This is a genomic window from Pseudomonas sp. 7-41 (assembly GCF_021233075.1).
Taxonomy (GTDB): domain Bacteria; phylum Pseudomonadota; class Gammaproteobacteria; order Pseudomonadales; family Pseudomonadaceae; genus Aquipseudomonas; species Aquipseudomonas veronii.
This window is the reverse complement of sequence record NZ_CP089551.1, coordinates 4,324,332-4,343,988: the sequence shown is the minus strand read 5'-3', so window position 1 is coordinate 4,343,988 and position 19,657 is coordinate 4,324,332. Positions and strand designations below refer to the sequence as shown.

The 19,657-nt window shown below is 62.6% G+C and carries 24 protein-coding genes; 10 read left to right on the top strand and 14 right to left on the bottom strand.

Annotation, left to right across the window (positions count from 1 at the left end; all coding sequences use genetic code 11):
* Position 1: 1 nt before the first annotated feature.
* From ftsK to cysG, 6 genes are read left to right on the top strand one after another with little or no spacing between them, the layout of a single operon-like run.
* Positions 2 to 2,407 carry a DNA translocase FtsK gene (gene ftsK, locus LQ249_RS19485; protein WP_017848043.1) on the top strand — a complete coding sequence of 802 codons (2,406 nt, stop codon included), beginning with the start codon at positions 2 to 4 and terminating at the stop codon, positions 2,405 to 2,407.
* 54 nt (positions 2,408 to 2,461) lie between these two features.
* Positions 2,462 to 3,085, top strand: coding sequence for an outer membrane lipoprotein chaperone LolA (lolA, locus tag LQ249_RS19480; RefSeq protein WP_017848042.1), 624 nt, complete (start codon positions 2,462 to 2,464; stop codon positions 3,083 to 3,085).
* Positions 3,086 to 3,112: 27 nt separating this feature from the next.
* Positions 3,113 to 4,435: a replication-associated recombination protein A gene (locus LQ249_RS19475; protein WP_057004422.1), complete on the top strand. Its 1,323-nt coding sequence runs from the start codon at positions 3,113 to 3,115 to the stop codon at positions 4,433 to 4,435.
* The gene (gene crcB / locus LQ249_RS19470; protein ID WP_017848040.1) at positions 4,435 to 4,809 is read left to right on the top strand and encodes a fluoride efflux transporter CrcB; all 375 of its coding nucleotides are present in this window, start codon (positions 4,435 to 4,437) and stop codon (positions 4,807 to 4,809) included. Before LQ249_RS19475 ends, crcB begins: the two co-directional genes overlap by 1 nt.
* A 16-nt stretch (positions 4,810 to 4,825) precedes the next feature.
* The gene (serS, locus tag LQ249_RS19465) at positions 4,826 to 6,106 is read left to right on the top strand and encodes a serine--tRNA ligase (RefSeq protein ID WP_232565819.1); all 1,281 of its coding nucleotides are present in this window, start codon (positions 4,826 to 4,828) and stop codon (positions 6,104 to 6,106) included.
* Positions 6,107 to 7,501 carry a siroheme synthase CysG gene (gene cysG / locus LQ249_RS19460; RefSeq protein ID WP_057004420.1) on the top strand — a complete coding sequence of 465 codons (1,395 nt, stop codon included), beginning with the start codon at positions 6,107 to 6,109 and terminating at the stop codon, positions 7,499 to 7,501.
* Between the two features lie 106 nt (positions 7,502 to 7,607).
* Here cysG and LQ249_RS19455 read toward each other — a convergent pair whose 3' ends face one another.
* The 6 genes from LQ249_RS19455 to tusD form a co-directional block, all read right to left on the bottom strand.
* A complete protein-coding gene (locus LQ249_RS19455; protein ID WP_057004419.1) occupies positions 7,608 to 8,603 on the bottom strand; it encodes a glutathione S-transferase family protein in 996 nt (331 codons plus the stop codon).
* A gap of 88 nt (positions 8,604 to 8,691) precedes the next feature.
* The gene (locus LQ249_RS19450) at positions 8,692 to 9,693 is read right to left on the bottom strand and encodes a glycosyl transferase family protein (protein ID WP_232565818.1); all 1,002 of its coding nucleotides are present in this window, start codon (positions 9,691 to 9,693) and stop codon (positions 8,692 to 8,694) included.
* On the bottom strand, positions 9,690 to 10,025 hold the full coding sequence (locus LQ249_RS19445; RefSeq protein WP_017848035.1) for a TusE/DsrC/DsvC family sulfur relay protein: 336 nt from the start codon (positions 10,023 to 10,025) through the stop codon (positions 9,690 to 9,692). The genes LQ249_RS19450 and LQ249_RS19445 overlap by 4 nt, the downstream gene beginning before the upstream one ends.
* Entirely contained in the window at positions 10,022 to 10,300 is a 279-nt protein-coding gene (gene tusB / locus LQ249_RS19440) for a sulfurtransferase complex subunit TusB (RefSeq protein WP_017848034.1), read from the bottom strand. Before tusB ends, LQ249_RS19445 begins: the two co-directional genes overlap by 4 nt.
* Positions 10,300 to 10,650, bottom strand: a complete 351-nt coding sequence (gene tusC, locus LQ249_RS19435; RefSeq protein WP_017848033.1) for a sulfurtransferase complex subunit TusC — start codon at positions 10,648 to 10,650, stop codon at positions 10,300 to 10,302. The genes tusB and tusC overlap by 1 nt, the downstream gene beginning before the upstream one ends.
* A 1-nt stretch (position 10,651) precedes the next feature.
* A complete protein-coding gene (tusD, locus tag LQ249_RS19430) occupies positions 10,652 to 11,044 on the bottom strand; it encodes a sulfurtransferase complex subunit TusD (protein WP_046382916.1) in 393 nt (130 codons plus the stop codon).
* 158 nt (positions 11,045 to 11,202) lie between these two features.
* Here tusD and LQ249_RS19425 point away from each other — a divergent pair, with 158 nt between their 5' ends.
* Entirely contained in the window at positions 11,203 to 12,384 is a 1,182-nt protein-coding gene (locus LQ249_RS19425; RefSeq protein WP_057004417.1) for a CaiB/BaiF CoA transferase family protein, read from the top strand.
* Between the two features lie 116 nt (positions 12,385 to 12,500).
* Here the strand turns inward: LQ249_RS19425 and LQ249_RS19420 are convergent, their stop codons facing one another.
* A complete protein-coding gene (locus LQ249_RS19420) occupies positions 12,501 to 12,995 on the bottom strand; it encodes a SprT family zinc-dependent metalloprotease (protein ID WP_026140162.1) in 495 nt (164 codons plus the stop codon).
* Between the two features lie 129 nt (positions 12,996 to 13,124).
* The gene (locus LQ249_RS19415; RefSeq protein WP_057004416.1) at positions 13,125 to 13,727 is read right to left on the bottom strand and encodes a Yip1 family protein; all 603 of its coding nucleotides are present in this window, start codon (positions 13,725 to 13,727) and stop codon (positions 13,125 to 13,127) included.
* Between the two features lie 303 nt (positions 13,728 to 14,030).
* On the opposite strand from LQ249_RS19415, the gene ttcA reads away from it, so the two are divergent.
* Together ttcA and LQ249_RS19405 are read left to right on the top strand one after the other, a co-directional pair.
* Positions 14,031 to 14,855, top strand: coding sequence for a tRNA 2-thiocytidine(32) synthetase TtcA (ttcA, locus tag LQ249_RS19410; protein WP_017848028.1), 825 nt, complete (start codon positions 14,031 to 14,033; stop codon positions 14,853 to 14,855).
* Between the two features lie 67 nt (positions 14,856 to 14,922).
* Positions 14,923 to 15,594, top strand: a complete 672-nt coding sequence (locus LQ249_RS19405; RefSeq protein ID WP_017848027.1) for a DNA-3-methyladenine glycosylase I — start codon at positions 14,923 to 14,925, stop codon at positions 15,592 to 15,594.
* An 83-nt stretch (positions 15,595 to 15,677) separates the two neighbouring features.
* On the opposite strand, the gene LQ249_RS19400 is transcribed toward LQ249_RS19405, so the two are convergent.
* The 3 genes from LQ249_RS19400 to arsC are packed head-to-tail and all read right to left on the bottom strand — an operon-like array spanning position 15,678 to position 17,045.
* Entirely contained in the window at positions 15,678 to 16,097 is a 420-nt protein-coding gene (locus tag LQ249_RS19400) for a DUF2069 domain-containing protein (protein ID WP_017848026.1), read from the bottom strand.
* Positions 16,081 to 16,695, bottom strand: coding sequence for an NAD(P)H:quinone oxidoreductase (gene wrbA / locus LQ249_RS19395; RefSeq protein WP_017848025.1), 615 nt, complete (start codon positions 16,693 to 16,695; stop codon positions 16,081 to 16,083). The genes LQ249_RS19400 and wrbA overlap by 17 nt, the downstream gene beginning before the upstream one ends.
* Positions 16,692 to 17,045, bottom strand: coding sequence for an arsenate reductase (glutaredoxin) (gene arsC / locus LQ249_RS19390; RefSeq protein ID WP_046382919.1), 354 nt, complete (start codon positions 17,043 to 17,045; stop codon positions 16,692 to 16,694). The genes wrbA and arsC overlap by 4 nt, the downstream gene beginning before the upstream one ends.
* A 115-nt stretch (positions 17,046 to 17,160) precedes the next feature.
* Between arsC and LQ249_RS19385 the strand changes: the two genes are divergently transcribed.
* Positions 17,161 to 17,622 carry a TlpA disulfide reductase family protein gene (locus LQ249_RS19385; RefSeq protein ID WP_017848023.1) on the top strand — a complete coding sequence of 154 codons (462 nt, stop codon included), beginning with the start codon at positions 17,161 to 17,163 and terminating at the stop codon, positions 17,620 to 17,622.
* A gap of 115 nt (positions 17,623 to 17,737) precedes the next feature.
* Here LQ249_RS19385 and LQ249_RS19380 read toward each other — a convergent pair whose 3' ends face one another.
* From LQ249_RS19380 to LQ249_RS19370, 3 genes are all read right to left on the bottom strand, one after another.
* Entirely contained in the window at positions 17,738 to 18,142 is a 405-nt protein-coding gene (locus LQ249_RS19380) for an META domain-containing protein (RefSeq protein WP_057004414.1), read from the bottom strand.
* Entirely contained in the window at positions 18,139 to 18,579 is a 441-nt protein-coding gene (locus tag LQ249_RS19375; protein WP_169881558.1) for a hypothetical protein, read from the bottom strand. Before LQ249_RS19375 ends, LQ249_RS19380 begins: the two co-directional genes overlap by 4 nt.
* Positions 18,580 to 18,650: 71 nt before the next feature.
* Positions 18,651 to 19,640 (bottom strand): 2-hydroxyacid dehydrogenase, encoded by a 990-nt coding sequence (locus LQ249_RS19370; protein ID WP_057004413.1) that lies wholly within the window; start codon positions 19,638 to 19,640, stop codon positions 18,651 to 18,653.
* Between the last annotated feature and the right edge of the window lie 17 nt (positions 19,641 to 19,657).

Here is a 19,657-nt window from a genome sequence, read left to right as displayed (position 1 = left end):
TTTGAAGAAATCCACCGCGACACAAAAAACAGTCGTGCCGGCCTGGCGTCAGCACCTGCATTATCGGCTCAAGGAAGGTGCGCTGATCGCCATCGGCGCGCTGTGCCTGTTCCTGATGATGGCCTTGCTCACCTATGGCAAGGACGATCCGGGCTGGAGCCACAACAGCAAGATCGATGACGTGCAGAACTTCGGTGGCCCCGCCGGTTCCTACAGCGCCGATATCCTGTTCATGGTGCTGGGTTATTTCGCGTACATCTTCCCGTTGCTGCTGGCGATCAAGACCTGGCAGATCTTCCGCCAGCGTCATGAGCCGTGGCAGTGGAGTGGCTGGCTGTTTTCCTGGCGCCTGATCGGCCTGGTGTTCCTGGTGCTATCCGGCGCGGCGCTGGCGCATATCCATTTCCATGCGCCGACCGGCCTGCCGGCGGGTGCTGGCGGCGCGCTGGGTGAGAGCCTCGGCGACCTGGCCCGCAAGACCCTGAATATCCAGGGCAGCACGCTGATGTTTATCGCGCTGTTCCTGTTCGGCCTCACCGTGTTCACCGACCTGTCGTGGTTCAAGGTGATGGACGTGACCGGCAAAATCACCCTCGACCTGCTGGAGCTGTTCCAGGGCGCCGCGAACCGCTGGTGGGCGGCCCGGGTGGAGCGCAAGCGCATGGTGGCCCAATTGCGCGAGGTGGACACCCGCGTCAACGAGGTCGTGGCCCCGAGCACGCCGGACCGGCGTGAACAGGCCAAGGTCAAGGAACGCCTGATCGAACGCGAACAAGCCCTGAGCAAGCACATGTCGGAGCGCGAGAAACAGGTGCCGCCGGTGATTGCCCCGGCGCCGCCCAAGGCTCCCGAACCGAGCCATCGCGTGCAGAAAGAAAAACAGGCGCCGTTGTTTGTCGACAGCGCGGTCGAAGGCACGCTGCCGCCGATCTCGATTCTCGACCCGGCCGAGAAGAAACAGCTCAACTATTCCCCGGAGTCCCTGGCGGCCGTCGGCCATCTGCTGGAAATCAAACTCAAGGAATTCGGCGTCGAAGTCTCGGTGGACTCGATCCACCCCGGCCCGGTGATTACCCGTTACGAAATCCAGCCAGCGGCCGGGGTCAAGGTCAGCCGAATCTCCAACCTGGCCAAAGACCTCGCCCGCTCCCTGGCCGTGACCAGCGTGCGCGTGGTGGAAGTGATCCCCGGCAAAACCACCGTGGGCATCGAGATTCCCAACGAAGACCGCCAGATCGTGCGCTTCTCCGAGGTGCTGTCGACCCCGGAATACGACAACTTCAAATCGCCGGTCACCCTGGCCCTGGGCCATGACATCGGCGGCAAGCCGGTAATCACCGACCTGGCGAAAATGCCTCACCTGCTGGTGGCCGGTACCACCGGTTCGGGTAAGTCGGTGGGGGTCAACGCGATGATCCTGTCGATCCTGTTCAAGTCCGGCCCGGAAGACGCCAAGCTGATCATGATCGACCCGAAGATGCTCGAATTGTCGATCTACGAAGGCATTCCGCACTTGCTCTGCCCGGTGGTCACCGATATGAAGGACGCCGCCAACGCCCTGCGCTGGAGCGTTGCCGAGATGGAGCGGCGCTACAAGCTGATGGCGAAGATGGGCGTGCGCAACCTGTCGGGCTTCAATGCCAAGGTCAAGGAAGCCCAGGACGCCGGCACGCCGCTGACCGACCCGCTGTACAAGCGCGAAAGCATCCACGACGAAGCGCCATTGCTGACCAAGTTGCCGACCATCGTCGTGGTGGTCGACGAATTTGCCGACATGATGATGATCGTCGGCAAGAAGGTTGAAGAGTTGATCGCACGTATCGCACAGAAGGCGCGTGCTGCCGGTATCCACTTGATCCTCGCAACCCAGCGGCCGTCGGTGGATGTGATCACCGGTCTGATCAAGGCCAACATCCCGACGCGCATGGCGTTCCAGGTGTCGAGCAAGATCGACTCGCGGACCATCATCGACCAGGGCGGCGCCGAACAATTGCTGGGCCACGGTGACATGCTCTACATGCCGCCGGGCACCAGCCTGCCGATTCGCGTGCATGGCGCGTTCGTTTCCGACGATGAAGTGCATCGCGTGGTGGAAGCCTGGAAACTGCGCGGTGCGCCGGAATACAACGACGACATCCTCGCCGGTGTTGAAGAAGCCGGCAGCGGCTTCGACGGCGGCAGCAGCGGTGGCGACGATGATGCCGAAACCGACGCGCTGTACGACGAAGCGGTGGCCTTCGTGTTGGAAAGCCGTCGCGCCTCGATCTCCGCCGTGCAGCGCAAGCTGAAAATCGGCTACAACCGCGCCGCCCGCATGATCGAAGCCATGGAAAATGCCGGCGTCGTCACCGCAATGAACACCAACGGCTCGCGCGAAGTCATCGCCCCCGGGCAGATGCGCGACTGATCACGCGCCGCGTGGCAGCACGCGGCGCGCCCTAACGACTCAATGAGGACTCCCATGCGTCTTATCCGCATGCTGTTGTTGCCGGCACTGGCCCTGACTGCTGTTTCGGCTCACGCTGATCCGGCCTCCGTCGCCAGCCTGACCAACCTGCTGGACAAATCCAAGACCCTGACCGCACGCTTCTCCCAGCTGACCCTGGATGCCGGCGGCACCCAGTTGCAGGAAACCGCCGGTGAAATGGCCGTGCAGCGCCCTGGGCTGTTCTACTGGCACACGGAAGGGAAGGCCGAGCAGACCATCGTTTCCGATGGCCAGAAAGTCACGCTGTGGGACCCGGACCTGGAACAGGCGACCATCAAAAAGCTCGATCCGCGCTTGAACCAGACCCCGGCGCTGTTGCTGTCGGGCGATGTGTCGAAGATCAACGACAGCTTCGAGATCACCTCCAAGCAAACCAGCAATGTGATCGAATTCACCCTCAAGCCGAAATCCAAGGACACGCTGTTCGACAGCCTGCACCTTTCGTTCGGTAACGGCGTGATCAATAACATGCGCCTGATCGACAGCGTCGGCCAGCGCACCGATATCCTGTTCACCGGGGTCAAGGCCAACGTGCCGGTGCCCGCGTCCACGTTCAAGTTCGACATCCCCAAGGGTGCCGACGTGATCCAGGAATAACCTGCCTAGAGGTTTCAAACGCTGCCCATGGACCTGTTTCGAAGTGACCCGATCGCTCAACCCCTGGCCGCACGCTTGCGTTCGACCAACCTGGATGAGTACGTCGGTCAGGAACACCTGCTCGCTCGCGGCAAGCCTTTGCGCGAAGCCCTGGAGCAGGGTGCGCTGCACTCGATGATTTTCTGGGGGCCGCCGGGGGTGGGTAAAACCACGCTGGCGCGGCTGTTGGCGAAAGTCTCGGATGCCCACTTCGAAACGGTCTCGGCGGTGCTGGCTGGGGTCAAAGAGATCCGCCAGGCCGTGGAAGTGGCCAAGCAGCAGGCCGGGCAATACGGCAAGCGCACCATCTTGTTCGTCGACGAAGTGCATCGCTTCAACAAGTCGCAGCAGGACGCGTTCTTGCCGTATGTCGAAGACGGCACGCTGATTTTTATCGGTGCGACCACCGAGAACCCGTCCTTCGAATTGAACAACGCCTTGCTCTCGCGGGCGCGGGTGTATGTGCTCAAGAGCCTGGATGAAGCGGCGATGCAAAAGCTGCTGCAGCGCGCCTTGAGCGAAGACAAGGGCTTGGGCAAGCGCCAGTTGAGCCTCAGCGAAGAAGGCTTCAAGATCCTGTTCAGCGCCGCCGACGGCGATGGGCGGCGCTTTCTGAACCTGCTGGAGAACGCCTCCGACCTGGCCGAGGACGGCAGCGAGATTGGCGTCGAACTCCTGCAAAGCCTGCTCGGCGACACGCGCCGGCGTTTCGACAAGGGTGGCGAAGCGTTCTACGATCAGATTTCGGCGCTGCACAAATCGGTGCGCGGCTCCAACCCCGACGGCGCGTTGTACTGGTTCGCGCGCATGATCGACGGTGGCTGCGACCCGCTCTACCTCGCGCGCCGCGTGGTGCGTATGGCCAGCGAAGACATCGGCAACGCCGATCCCCGCGCCTTGAGCCTGTGCCTCGCGGCGTGGGAAGTGCAGGAGCGCCTGGGCAGCCCCGAAGGCGAACTGGCGGTGGCCCAGGCCATTACCTACCTGGCCTGCGCGCCGAAAAGCAACGCGGTGTACATGGGCTTCAAATCGGCACTGCGCGCCGCAGCCGAACATGGCTCCCTCGAGGTGCCGCTGCACCTGCGCAATGCGCCGACCAAATTGATGAAACAACTGGGTTACGGCGATGAATACCGCTACGCCCACGATGAGCCGGACGCCTATGCCGCCGGCGAAGATTACTTCCCTGACGCGCTCGAGCCGCAGCCGTTCTACCAGCCGGTGCCCCGTGGCCTGGAGCTGAAGATCGGTGAAAAGCTCAATCACCTCGCTCAACTCGACCGTCTCAGCCCCAAACAGCGGAGAAAGTAGTGCTCAAGACGATTCTTGCCGTGTCCGTTGCCGGCATCGCTGGTACATTATTGCGTTTCGCCACTGGTAATTGGGTTAACGCCAACTGGCCGAGGCATTTTTATACGGCGACCCTGGCGGTCAACCTGGTCGGCTGCCTGATCATCGGGCTGTTGTACGGTTGGTTCCTGTTGCGCCCGGAAGTGCCGATTGAAATTCGTGCTGGCTTGATTGTCGGCTTTGTAGGCGGTCTGACGACCTTTTCATCCTTTTCACTGGATACGGTGCGCCTGCTGGAAAGCGGGCAGGCCCTGGTCGCCTTCGGGTACCTGGGCATCAGCGTGTTCGGCGGGCTGCTCGCCACCTGGGCCGGCCTGTCCTTGACCAAACTTTGATAAACGAGAGACCGACATGCTCGATTCCAAACTGTTACGTAGCAACCTTCAGGACGTAGCGGACCGCCTGGCATCCCGTGGCTTTGCCTTGGATGTTGCGCGCATCGAAGCGCTGGAAGAACAGCGCAAGACCGTCCAGACCCGCACCGAAGCACTGCAGGCTGAGCGTAATGCGCGTTCCAAGTCCATCGGGCAGGCCAAGCAGCGCGGTGAAGACATCGCGCCGTTGATGGCGGATGTCGAGCGCATGGGCACCGAGCTGTCCGACGGCAAACTCGAACTGGACAAGATCCAGGGCGAGCTGGATTCGATCCTGCTGGGCATTCCGAACTTGCCGCACGAGTCGGTGCCGGTCGGTGCGGACGAAGACGGCAACGTCGAAGTGCGCCGCTGGGGCACGCCAAAGGCCTTTGATTTCGCGATCAAGGACCACGTCGCCCTGGGCGAACTGAACGGCGGCCTGGATTTCGAAACCGCCGCCAAGCTGTCCGGTGCGCGCTTTGCCTTGCTGCGCGGCCCGATTGCCCGCCTGCATCGCGCCCTGGCGCAGTTCATGATCAACCTGCACACCGGCGAGCACGGCTACGAAGAGGCCTACACCCCGTATCTGGTTCAGGCGCCGGCCCTGCAGGGCACCGGCCAGTTGCCGAAGTTCGAGGAAGACCTGTTCAAGATCAACCGCGATGGCGAAGCCGACCTGTACCTGATCCCGACCGCCGAAGTGTCGCTGACCAACATCGTCGCCGGCGAGATCCTCGACGCCAAGCACCTGCCGCTCAAGCTCGTCGCCCACACGCCGTGCTTTCGCAGTGAAGCCGGTGCATCGGGGCGCGACACCCGCGGCATGATCCGCCAGCACCAGTTCGACAAAGTCGAGATGGTGCAGGTTGTCGAGCCGTCGACCTCCATGGAAGCCCTCGAAGGCCTGACCGCCAACGCCGAACGCGTGCTGCAACTGTTGGAGCTGCCGTACCGCGTGCTGGCGCTGTGTACCGGCGACATGGGTTTCAGCGCCGTGAAGACCTACGACCTCGAAGTGTGGGTGCCGAGCCAGGATAAATACCGCGAGATCTCGTCGTGCTCCAACTGCGGTGATTTCCAGGCCCGTCGCATGCAGGCGCGTTTCCGCAACCCGGAAACCGGCAAGCCGGAACTGGTGCATACCCTCAACGGTTCGGGCCTGGCCGTAGGCCGTACCCTGGTGGCCGTGCTCGAAAACTACCAGCAGGCCGACGGTTCGATCCGTGTGCCGGACGTGCTCAAGCCGTACATGGCGGGCATCGAGGTCATCGGCTAAATGGAATTTCTGCCGCTGTTTCATAACCTGCGCGGCAGTCGTGTGTTGGTCGTCGGTGGCGGGGAGATTGCCTTGCGCAAGTCCCGCCTGCTGGCCGACGCCGGCGCGCTGCTGCGGGTGGTTGCTCCCCAGATCGAAGACCAGTTGCGTGAACTGGTGCTGGGCAGTGGCGGGGAACTGATCGTGCGCGGTTATCAGGAGGCCGACCTTGACGGTTGCACCCTGATCATCGCCGCAACGGACGACGAACCACTGAACGCGCAAGTGTCCAGTGATGCCAAGCGCCGTTGCGTACCGGTCAACGTGGTGGATGCGCCAGCCCTGTGCAGCGTGATCTTCCCGGCGATTGTCGACCGTTCGCCCCTGGTGATCGCGGTGTCCAGCGGCGGCGATGCGCCGGTATTGGCGCGCTTGATCCGGGCCAAGCTGGAAACCTGGATTCCGTCCACGTATGGCCAGTTGGCCGGGCTGGCGGCGCGCTTTCGGGCCCAGGTCAAGCGTTTGTACCCGGACGTGCAGCAGCGCCGCGCGTTCTGGGAAGAAGTCTTCCAGGGCCCGATTGCCGACCGGCAACTGGCCGGGCAGGGCGATGAAGCGGAGCGTTTGCTGATCGAAAAGGTCAACGGCGCGCCGCCTTATGCGCCGGGCGAAGTCTACCTGGTGGGCGCCGGCCCCGGCGATCCGGACCTGTTGACCTTCCGCGCCTTGCGTTTGATGCAGCAAGCCGATGTGGTGCTCTACGACCGTCTGGTGGCCCCAGCGATTCTTGAGCTGTGCCGTCGTGATGCCGAGCGCGTCTACGTGGGCAAGCGTCGCGCCGATCACGCCGTGCCCCAGGACCAGATCAACCAGCAATTGGTCGACCTGGCCAAGCAAGGCAAGCGCGTGCTGCGCCTCAAGGGCGGCGATCCGTTCATCTTCGGCCGTGGCGGCGAAGAGATCGAAGAACTGGCGGCCCATGGCATTCCGTTCCAGGTGGTGCCGGGGATCACGGCGGCCAGCGGCTGCGCGGCGTATGCCGGGATTCCGTTGACCCACCGTGATTATGCGCAATCGGTGCGCTTTATCACCGGTCACCTGAAGAACGGCACCTCGGACCTGCCTTGGAGTGATCTGGTGGGCCCGTCGCAGACCCTGGTGTTCTACATGGGCTTGATCGGTTTGCCGATCATCTGCGAACAGTTGATCAAGCATGGACGTTCGGCGGACACGCCAGCGGCGTTGATCCAGCAGGGCACCACGTCCAACCAGCGCGTGTTCACCGGCACCCTGGCCGACCTGCCGCGCCTGGTGGCGGAGCATGAAGTGCATGCGCCGACGCTGGTGATCGTGGGTGAAGTGGTGGTGCTGCGCGAGAAGCTCAAATGGTTTGAAGGCGCCCAGGCTCAGGTCTGAGCCTGAATGCATCGGGGGCAAGCCCCCTCCCACATTTTGGAATGCATTCCAATGTGGGAGGGGGCTTGCCCCCGATGAGGCCATTAGATCCAACCCATCCTCTGGATCAGCGCCAGACGCCCTTAGCGCTCAACCGCCCGCGATCATGCTCGGCATCAAACACCTGCAACGGCCCCTTGGGCACAATCCCCGTCGGATTGATGGTGCGGTGGCTGGCATAGTAATGCCCCTTGATGTGCGCAAAGTCCACCGTCTCGGCCACTCCCGGCCATTGATAGATTTCCCGCAACCAATTCGACAGATTCGGATAATCGGCAATCCGCCGCAGGTTGCATTTGAAGTGGCTGTAATACACCGCATCAAATCGAATCAGCGTGGTAAACAGCCGTACATCCGCCTCGGTCAGGTACTCACCGGCCAGGTAGCGATGCTCGCCCAGGTGCTGTTCCAAGTGGTCCAGTTCGGCAAACACATCATCGAACGCACGCTCATAGGCCTGCTGCGAGGTGGCGAAGCCTGCGCGGTACACGCCGTTGTTCACGGCGGGGTAGATGCGCTCGTTCAGCGCATCGATGCGCGGGCGCAGAGCCTCGGGGTAGAAGTCCAGGGTGTTGCCGGTCAGCCCGTTGAACGCGCTGTTGAACATGCGGATGATCTCCGCTGATTCATTGCTGACGATGCGCTTGAGTTGTTTGTCCCACAGCACCGGCACCGTGACGCGCCCGGTGTAATCGGCCGTGTCGGCGGTGTAGCGCTGGTGCATGAACGCGAAGCCATCCAGCGAGTCGCCGCTGGAGCCGCGGGCCTTGTCGAAGGTCCAGCCGTTTTCCAGCATCAGCCAGCTGACCACGGACACGTCGATCAGACCTTCCAGCCCCTTGAGTTTGCGCAGGATCAGCGTGCGATGGGCCCACGGGCAGGCGAGCGACACATACAGGTGGTAACGACCGGCTTCGGCCTTGAAGCCACCTTCGCCGCTGGGGCCGGGCTGGCCGTCAGCGGTCACCCAGTGGCGGCGTTGTGCCTGTTCCCGCTGGAACGCGCCATCCGCGCTACTTTCGTACCACTGGTCGTGCCAGCGTCCTTCAATCAGCAAACCCATGACTGGCTCCTTGGCTAATAAGCGTTGGAGTCCAGTCTAAAGGGATGAGTTCGAACTAAAAGCGCAAAGATTGCGGGGGAATGATCGATTAAATCGATTTATCCCGTGCGTCCCAGTATTGCTGGGCCAATTCGAACGCTTGCTCCCGCGGATGACCGAGGCCGCGCAAGGCCAGGGCCATGGTGGCGATCAAGGCGAGTTGCGGGTAGCTGTCCTCGACCTCGCCGCGCCACAGCGCTTTCAACTGCTCGGGCTCCAGGCTGGCCGGTTTGACATGGCGCTGGGCGGCGAGGGCGGGCCATTCTTCGTCCCAGCTTTCGCCACCGGTGCTGCCGTAGAGGTGGCTGATCGTGTCGGGGTTGATCTCGATTTCGCCGCCATCGCCCTTGACCACAATCACCGTGTCGCCGAGCAGGCCGCTGGCATCGCGGTGTACGCCCTGGTAGCCGGGATGGAAGATGCTTTGCAGGCCGCAGCGTGCATTCAGCGGGTTGAGCAGGCGTGCCAGGGAGTGGATCGGCGAGCGCAGGCCCAGGGTGTTGCGCAGGTCGATCATGCGTTGCAGTTGCGGGGCCCAGTCGCCCAGCGGGATGAATACCAGGTTGCCGTGCTCGAAGGCTGTCTCGACCTGCTGCCAATTGCGGCACAGCGGGATCTGTAGACCTTCCAGCAATTGCTCGGTGTACAGCCGGCCGGCCGTGTGGGCGCCGCCGCCATGCATGAGGATGCGTACACCGTTCTGCGCCAGGCACTTGGCGGCCAGCAGGAACCACGGCAGGTGGCGCTTTTTGCCGGCATAGGTCGGCCAGTCGATATCCACCTTCAGCGCCGGGGCGTGCAGGCGCGCGCGCACCGCTTCGGTGAAACCGGCGAGTTCTTCCGGGCTTTCCTCTTTGTGGCGCAGCAGCATGAGGAAGGCACCGAGCTGGGTGTCTTCGACTTTTTCGTCAAGCAGCATGCCCATGGCTTCGCGGGCTTCTTCGCGGGTCAGGTTGCGCGCACCGCGCTTGCCTTTGCCCAGGATACGCACGAACGGCGCAAACGGGTGCTCGGCAGGGGTTTCGAGGGTCAGCGGAGCAAAGTCGGTCATAAGCAATTCGTCGGTCTGGGCAGGCCGGCCAGCTTGGCGGCGAGTTTGGCGGGAGTGCCGTTGAACAGTTTGTTGAGGTGCAGGCTGTTGCCCTTGTCCGCACCCAGCTTCAAGGCGGTGTACTTGATCAGCGGGCGTGTGGCGGGGGACAGCTGGAACTCTTGATAAAACTGGCGCAGCAGCTCGAGGATTTCCCAATGCGCCGGGGTCAGCTCGAGGGCTTCGGCGGCGGCGAGGGCGTTGGCCACGTCGGCCGACCACTCGTTCAGGTCGACGAGGTAGCCGTCCTTGTCCAGTTCGAGGGTGCGCGCGCCCACGGTCAGGGTGTTCATAGCCAGGTGTTGACCTTGTCGTAGTCGATCGACAGTTGCACGAAACCTGGGTAATCCACGCAGTCGGCCCAGTCGGGCAGCGGCAGGTTGCGCGCCAGGCTGTCTTCGGCCAGCACAAAGACCTTCACGCCTTTGGTCAGCAGCGCCGGGTGACGCAGCCCATAGGCGCCGTCGCCACAGAGCAGGATCGCATCGTCGCTGCCACAGACGCGCAGGCAGCTGTCGAGGCGGCTATCGGTAAACGGGGAGTGGGACACCACATGTAAAGTCGACATCAGAGGGTTATCACCTGGTCGTAACGGTCAATCAACTGGGAAATCTGTTCGTCGTTCAGCGGCTGTGCATTGACCGGGTGCGTCAGCCCGCGCGCGGCCAGGCTGTGGCCGCAGGCAAACACCTCGTCGATACCGAACAGCCCCAGTGCCTGCAGGTTGGCGCCGAGGTCTTTTTGCTGCACGGCCTTGGCGTCCTGGTGCGGCGCCAGTTGGAACACGCCGTCATCCAGGAACAACAGGCCGATGGGCAGATCGAACGCGCCGCCGGCCAATACGATATCCAGGGCTTCCCGCGCGCTCGGCCCGGACCACGGTGCCTGGCGGCTGATCACCAGCAAGGATTTGGACATGTCACGGCCCTCCAAAACAGATCAGGCGGTCGGCGGCCTGGGTCGCGTCGTGCAATTGCCCAAGGCCCGACAGCTCCCATGGCGCCTCCAGGTTCACCGCGCTGCGCTGGTAACGCGCGGCTTCTTCGCTGTCGAGCACGCCACGGCGCAGGGCGGCGGCGATGCACACCACGGCGTCCAACTGATGCGCGCTGACAAACTCACGCCATTGGCGAGCGATGTCTTGCTCATCCTGTGGCGCAACGATGGTGTTGGAGGCACTGTAGACGCCGTCCTGATAAAAAAACAGGCGCACAATCTCGTGCCCGCCGGCCAGCGCCGCCTGGGCGAACAGCAAGGCGCGACGCGAGGAGGGCGCATGGGCGGCGGAAAACAGTGCTATCGCAAATTTCATGGAACCCCCTGCAAGCAAACGTGGGCCAATGATAAGGCCGCCGCCGGGAAAAAGCCCGCCGTGATCAAAACGGTCACTGCCGATGATCGTTCTGACGATTGCCGTCGGCGCTGAAGGCTGACTACGCTGTCGCCAGTCGAATCGGAAACGGAGTCTCCATGTCAGGTCCCTTGGCGTCCCTCAAAGTACTGGATTTTTCCACCTTGCTGCCCGGCCCGTTTGCGTCGCTGATGCTGGCGGACATGGGCGCCGAGGTGCTGCGCATCGAATCGCCCACGCGCATGGACCTGCTGCGCGTGCTGCCGCCCCACGATCAGGGCACCTCGGCCAGCCATGCTTACCTCAATCGCAATAAGCGCAGCCTCGCCCTGGATCTGAAGCAGGCCGAGGCGCTGGAGATTGTGCGCGAGCTGGTCAAGGGCTACGACATCGTGCTCGAACAGTTTCGCCCCGGGGTGATGGAGCGCCTGGGCCTGGGGTATGCGGCGTTGAAGGCGATCAACCCGCGGCTGATTTACGTGTCGATCACTGGGTACGGTCAGACCGGCCCCTACAAGGACCGCGCTGGGCACGATATCAACTACCTGGCGTTGGCCGGAGTGGCCAGCCATACCGGGCGGCGGGACAGCGGGCCGCTGCCGTTGGGCGTGCAATTGGCGGATGTCGCCGGCGGCTCGCTGCACGCGGTGGTGGGCCTGCTCGCGGCGGTGATTGCGCGGCAACAGAGCGGCGTTGGCCAGTACCTGGATGTGAGCATGACCGACTGCTCGTTCAGCTTGAATGCCATGGCCGGCGCTGGCTACCTGGCCTGTGGCGTGGAGCCGGGGTGGGAGACCCATGTGCTCAATGGCGGCAGTTTCTACGATTATTACCGTTCCCGCGATGGGCGCTGGATGTCGGTCGGCAGTCTGGAACCGGCATTCATGCAGCAATTGTGCGCCGCGTTGGGGCGACCGGAACTGGCGGCACAAGGTTTGTCGCCCGAGCCTGAGCAGCAAAAGGCGCTCAAGCAGGCGCTGCAGGTTGAGTTTGAGAAGCGCAGCTTCGAGGAGTTGTGCGAGTTGTTTGCCGGGGTCGATGCGTGCGTCGAACCGGTGTTGAGCCTGAGCGAAGCCGTGGAGCATCCGCAGTTGAAGGCGCGGGAACTGGTCACCCAGGTGCCGCGGCCCGACGGCTCGACCCAGGCGCAGATGGCTTGCCCGCTGAAGTTCTCCGAAGGGTTGCCAGCCCCCCGGCATATCGGGGCGGCGGTGGGCGCGCACAGTGATGAAGTGCTGATGGAGTTGGGCTTGAGCTCACAGCGCATCAGCGCGTTGCGTGCTGCCAAGGTGATTGTGTAGTGACTGGGCGGGCCTCATCGGGGGCAAGCCCCCTCCCACAATTAGCTCTGTGAACAGGGTCAAAATATGGGAGGGGGCTTGCCCCCGATGAGGCCCTCACACACACACCGCATATTTCACTCGACGCGAGTTTCCCCGGTAAACACCAACGTCTGCCGACAGCGCCTGCACAGATAACGCCGCCCCTGCCTCACCAACCCATGGCGCTGTGACGAAAACGGGAAGTCGCTGTCCGCACACGGGCAGCGGTAGATATAGCGGGTCACCTGGCGGCGCTTGATCTCATAGGTGTGGCAACGGTCTGGCGGCAGTTCATACACGCCGCGCATGATCAGTTGCCATTCCTCGCCATGGGGCTGGATGCGCTCGCCAAACAATTGGTGGGCGATCAGGTGCGCCACTTCATGGGCCACGGTCTGTTTCAGGAAGTGTTGGCTGTTTTCGCGGTACAACTGTGGGTTGAAGCGCAGCAGGTTTTCGTGCAAATGCGCGACACCGGCTTTCTGGCCCCGCAACTTGAGGCTGACCTGGGGGCGTTTGAAGCTTCGTTTGAAAAAGGATTCGGCTAGCAGGAAACAATCTTCGACGCGGGTATTGAGTTGCTCGGGCATGCTGTACATCTCTCCAGAGATGTCCAGTATGCCGCAAAGGCGGGTGTTTCCGAATCGGTCAGGCGCCGAATGGTCATGCATGACGCACAAAGCCACCTTGCGGTGGCCTTGCCTGCTGGGTGAAACCGCTTAGTTGGTATAGATCGGGCCAACGCCCAGGCCCCAGACGATCACGGTGAACGCCATGATTGCCACCAGCACGACCAGGCCCACGGCCAGCACCGAGCTGGAAAACAGAAAGCCTTCGTCCGGATCGATGCTCATGAACGTCGGTAACCCCACATACAGCAGGTACACCGTGTAACAGATCGCTGCCGTGCCGACGACCATCCCCAGCCACATGTGCGGGTAGAGCGCCGCCAGCCCGCCGATGAACAACGGTGTCGCGGTGTAGGTGGCAAAGGCGATACAACGCGCCATGCTGGGGCTGGCGTCGTAGGTGCGCGCCATCCAGTGAATGAAGGCGCCCATGACCGCTACGCCGCCGAGCATCGCCAGGTACGACATGACGGTCATCCACAAGGCGCTTTCCTGGGTCAGCATGACCGGGGAACGACTGCCGATGACCCAGCCGACCTGGGTGGTGCCGATAAAAGCTGATACGGCGGGGATCGCCGCGAGAATCAAGGTGTGAGTGAGGTACATGTGGCTGACGCTTTCTTCTTTATCGCCACGAATTTCCCGCCATTCCTGGTCGGGATGGGTAAAAAGCCCCACGACGTGATGGATCATGCCAGTCACTCCTGTCGTTATTACCATCGCCCCCCATCGGAGCGCCCACGGGCCAGATGGCCTGAAAGGTCTGGATAGTTATGTGCGACCTCAAGTCGCAGTATAGGAAGTGATGACCGGAAAAACCGTAGGGCTTTAGAGCAAATTGCGCTGTAAACAGTGGGCTTAATCGCGGCGCGGTCTGTCGTTGGCAATGCACTCAAGTGGGGAAGGAGGCTTGCTCCTTCTCACATTGGAACTTGGTCAACCTTACCGGTAAAATACCGCGCTTTTCGTCACACACCTCTAGCGGATCCAAGCGCCATGGGCACTCTTACGGTCAACCAGAACAAACTGCAAAAACGCCTGCGTCGCCTGGCCGGTGAAGCGGTCGCCGATTTCAACATGATCGAGGACGGCGACAAGGTCATGGTCTGCCTCTCCGGCGGCAAAGACAGCTACACCATGCTCGACGTGCTGCTGCACCTGCAAAAGGTTGCGCCGATCAAGTTCGAGATCGTTGCCGTCAACATGGACCAGAAACAACCGGGCTTCCCCGAAGACGTGCTGCCGGCCTACCTCAAGACACTGGGCATCGAGTACCACATCGTCGAAAAAGACACCTATTCGGTGGTCAAGGAGCTGATCCCGGAGGGCAAGACCACCTGCTCGCTGTGTTCGCGCCTGCGCCGTGGCACGCTCTACACGTTTGCCGATGAGATCGGTGCGACCAAGATGGCCCTGGGGCATCACCGCGACGATATCGTCGAGACATTCTTCCTCAACATGTTCTTCAACGGCTCCCTCAAGGCCATGCCGCCCAAGCTGCGCGCCGATGATGGACGCAACGTGGTGATTCGCCCGCTGGCGTATTGCAACGAGAAGGACATCCAGGCCTACTCCGACTTCAAGCAATTCCCGATCATCCCGTGCAACCTGTGCGGCTCCCAGGAAAACCTGCAGCGCCAGGTGGTCAAGGAGATGCTCCAGGACTGGGAACGCAAGACCCCAGGGCGTACCGAGAGTATCTTCCGCAGCTTGCAGAACGTGATCCCGTCGCAGTTGGCCGACCGTAACCTGTTCGACTTCACCAGCCTGCGTATCGACGAGAACGCCGCTTCGCGCTTCGTCAACGTGGTGAACCTCTGACGTTTCTCAACGCTCTGAACGACGGCGCTCACAGGCGCCGTTTTCATTTCAATCCCCAGGAGAGGGCATGCGCGATTACAAGTGGCTGCACGAATATTGTCTGAACCGCTTCGGTTCGGCGGCCGAACTGGAAGCCCGTCTGCCTGTGCCCAAGACGCCGGCGCAATTACGCCAGATCAGTGATGATCGCTACCTGTCGACCCTGGCGCTGCGGGTTTTCCGCGCCGGGCTCAAGCACAGCGTGGTGGATGCCAAATGGCCTGCATTCGAGCAGGTGTTCTTTGGCTTCGACCCGGAAAAAGTCGTGCTGATGGGCGCCGAGCACCTGGAGCGCTTGATGCAGGACACGCGCATCATCCGCCACCTGGGCAAGCTCAAGAGTGTGCCGCGCAACGCGCAGATGATCCTGGATATCGCCCAGGAGAAGGGTAGTTTCGGCGCGTTTATCGCCGACTGGCCGGTGACCGATATCGTCGGCTTGTGGAAATACCTGAGCAAGCACGGCCACCAGTTGGGCGGGCTGTCGGCGCCGCGCTTCCTGCGCATGGTGGGCAAGGATACGTTCGTGCCGAGCGATGACGTGGTCGCGGCCCTGCACGCGCAGAAGATCGTCGACAAGGCCCCCACCAGCCTGCGCGACCTGGCGACGGTGCAGGGGGCGTTCAACCAGTGGCATGCCGAGAGCGGGCGGCCGATGTGTCAGTTGTCGATGATGCTGGCGTATACGGTCAATCATTGAGACCGAGGTGATGCCATCGTGGGCAAGCCCACTCCCACAGGAAACTGCATTTCAACTGTGGGCTTGTCCGCGATGATGGCGGGTCAGGCTGGCTGACCCTCGCCGGCCAAGCGCCGATCCAACTGGAACCGCCAGCGCACATACAGCAGCGCCGTACAGAACAGCGCCAGGCTCGCCAGCATTTCCAGCACGCCGAACCACTGGCGGTTCGGGTCATACGCCGCCAGTGCGCCCTTGATGAAATACAGGTTCACCACAAAGCACATCCATGAATGTCCGCGTGCGCTGCCGATCAGTATCCCCGGCGCCAGCACCAGCAGCGGCACCAGTTCGATCAGCAGGATCACCCACGGCCGTGCGCCGTGCAGGTCGGCGACGAACAGGTAATACACGCAGAGCAAGCCCACCAGGCCGAAAAACGCCAGCAGGCTCAGGGCGCGTGCGACTTTGACCCGCGGCTCCAGCCACGCTTGGGGTGGCAGGATCTTAGGTTTTTTGGCCACGGCCGTTCTCCAGCAACGCAGCGGTTTTCGCCAGGCGCAGGCCGAGGGCCTTGCACAGGGCGATTTCATGTTGATCCAGCAGGCGCTTGCCGTCGGGGCCAGCATGGTGGCTGGCGCCATAAGGCGTACCGCCACCCTGGGTGTCGAGCAGCGCTTGTTCGCTATAGGGCAGGCCGGTGATCAGCATGCCGTGGTGCAGCAGCGGCAGCAGCATCGACATCAGCGTGGTCTCCTGGCCGCCGTGCAGGCTGGCGGTGGAGGTGAACACCCCGGCCGGTTTGCCGACCAGGGCGCCAGTCAGCCACAGGTTACTGGTGCCGTCGATAAAGTACTTCAATGGCGCGGCCATATTGCCGAAGCGGGTCGGGCTGCCCAGGGCCAGGCCTGAACAGTTCTTCAGATCATCCAGGCTGGCGTACAGCGCGCCTTCGGCCGGAATGCTCGGCGCTACGGCTTCGCACTCGCTGGAGATCGCCGGTACGGTGCGCAGGCGCGCTTCCATCCCGCCTTGTTCGATGCCCCGGGCAATGTGCCGGGCCATTTCGCTGACCGAGCCGTTGCGGCTGTAATACAGCACCAGCACATACGGCGTACTCACGGCAGGATCTCCAGCACGCTCTCCGGTGGGCGGCCGATGATGGCTTTGTCGGGGGTTTCGAGGATCGGACGTTCCATCAACTTGGGGTGCTCGGCGATGGCGGCGATCAACTGTGTTTCGCTGAGCGTCGCGTCTGCCAGGTTGAGGGTTTTGTATTCCTCTTCGCCGGTGCGCAGCAATTGGCGTGCGCTGATCCCCAGTTTTGCCAGAAGGGCCTTCAGTTGCGCGGCATTCAGCGGGGTTTCCAGGTAGCGCACCACCGTCGGCGCGAGGCCGCGTGCTTCCAGCAGTTCGAGCGCTCCGCGGGATTTCGAGCAGCGCGGGTTGTGATAAAGCGTCAGATCGGTCATGTGCGGGTCGCATCTTGCGTAAGGTGGCGGGTATTCTACCTGCGCTGCGCCCGGTCCTTAAACCGTAAGAGGCGATCCGTCGCAGCCAACGTTCATTTTTGCGAAGGATTACCCCATGACAAGGCGACTGATCGGTGCATTGGCGATCATCACAACCCTGCTGCTCAGCGGCTGCGGTAATGACTACGGCGTTGACCAATATGGCCAGAAAGTGGCGGCCGAACGCCTGGACAAGCAATGGCTGGTGGTCAACTACTGGGCGGAATGGTGTGGCCCGTGCCGCACGGAGATCCCGGAGCTCAATGCCTTGGCTGAACAGCTCAAAGGGCAGAACGTCGGCGTGTTCGGGGTCAATTTCGACAATGTGCAGGGCGCGGAACTGAAGGAAGCCAGTGACAAGCTGGGCATCAAGTTCACCGTGCTTGCGCAGAACCCGGACGGGATCTTTGATATTCCACGCAGCGAAGCGTTGCCGGTGACTTACATCATCGACGACAAGGGCAAGGTGCGTGAGCAGTTGATGGGCGAACAGACGGCACAAGGCGTGTTGGCCAAGCTCAAGGCCCTGCGCGGTTGAACATATGGGAGGGGGCTTGCTCCCGATAGCGGTGTGTCAGCCAGCATATTCGGTACTGACATAGCGCAATCGGGAGCAAGCCCCCTCCCACAGTTAGATCCCATTGAGCCTGCTATCAGCCTTCTTCCAGCCACAGGCGAATGGGCTTGCCTTCGGCCGGCCAGAAGCGGGTCTGCTCGATCGGCGAGATGTCCCAGCGCTCAACGCCTTGCAGGGCCTGGAAGAAGCGGTGTTCCTGCTCCATCAGGGCGTCGCCGCAGAGTTTGCGCGTACTGCCGATCTTGCCGAAGCTGAGTTTGTCGCCCTCGACGGTGTACGGTGCAAACCAGTGGTTGCACCCGCCGTTGCCGTAGGCGCGCCCATCGGCGCCCAAGGTGACACTCAGGTGCGCGTAATCCATCAGCGGCCGCTCACCGATCCATTCCACCACGTAGCTGTGATCCCGCTCGAGCTTTGCCGCATCACCGGCGCAGCCCATCAGGCCGGCACCGACGGCGGCCAGCAGAAGCAGGCCTTTCATTGCGCGGCCTTCTGGCATTTCGGGCAGCGGTGCTTGGCGCCTTCGCTGGCCCAGCCCAACTCGGCAATGCGCGCATTGGCGGCCGGTTGCAGCGGTTCCTTGGTCAGCTTGGTTTCCACCGCGAATTCAAACTCCAGCACGGCCTCGCAGCTGTCGCAGTTGACGTTCCAGGTGTGAATCTCCAGCTCGCCGAACTTCGGCCCCTGGGCCATGGCGACCCACTGACCTGCCGGGCGGATGGAGTAGCGCGCGTCGCCTTCGACGGTGAGGCGCATCGACAGGGTTTTACTGCCGCGCAGGGTGACGATCAGTACGTCGCCATGCTTGATCGAACCACCGTTGCCGGTGACCTGATAGCGGCCCGGCACCAGGGCGCGGCATTCGATCAGGGTGTGTTGCGGGCTCAGCAAGCTGAAGCGGAAATCGTGTTCGGCCATGGTTCCTCCAAATAGGCGCGGCATCCTAGCACGCGCGCCTGCGGATCATGCGCCTGGTATGTGACCGCTGATCATCCGTCGACACGATTCTGCGCCCGGCCATCGGCCCAGGCCGCAATGTTGGCCAGGGTGGTCTCGGCGATCGCCGCCAGGGCCTCGCGGGTGAGAAATGCCTGGTGCGCGGTGATGATCACGTTGGGGAACGTCAGCAGGCGCGCGAGCACGTCGTCCTGCAGGGGCAGGTCGGAGCGGTCCTCGAAAAACAGCTGGGCTTCTTCTTCATACACATCCAGCCCCAGGTAGCCGAGTTGGCCGTCCTTGAGCGCTTCGATCAGCGCGGGGGTGTCCACCAGGCCACCGCGCCCGGTGTTGATCAGCATCGCGCCGGGCTGCATCTGCGCCAGGGAGCGGGCGTTGATCAGGTGCTTGCTGTCGGTGGTGAGCGGGCAGTGCAGGCTGATGATCTGCGCTTCGGCCAGCAGCTCGGGCAGGCTCACATAGCGCGCACCGAGCGCTTGGACCAGCGGGTTGGGGAACGGGTCGTAGGCCAGCAGGTGGCAGCCGAAACCGGCCATGATCTTGGCGAAGGTGGCGCCGATCTGCCCGGTGCCGACCACGCCGACGGTCTTGCCGACAAGGTCGAAGCCGGTCAGGCCATGCAGGCTGAAATCGCCCTCGCGGGTGCGGTTGTAGGCACGGTGCAGGCGCCGGTTCAGGGCGAGAATCAGTGCCACGGCGTGTTCGGCGACGGCATGAGGCGAGTAGGCGGGCACACGCACGATGGTCAGGCCCAGGCGCTTGGCGGCGGCGAGGTCGACATGGTTGTAACCGGCCGAGCGCAGCGCGATCAGGCGGGTTCCGCCCGTGGCCAGGTGCTCGAGCACGGGCGCGCTGAGGTCATCGTTGATAAACGCGCAGACCACTTCGTGGCGTTCGGCCAGGGCCACGGTGTCGAGGGTGAGCCGGGCGGGCTGGAATTGCAGTTCCAGGCCGGGCGGCAGCGACACGCCGAGAAAACTGTCGCGGTCGTAGGTCTGGCTGCTGAAAAGAATGACGCGCATGAAAAAGCTCCCTGCAA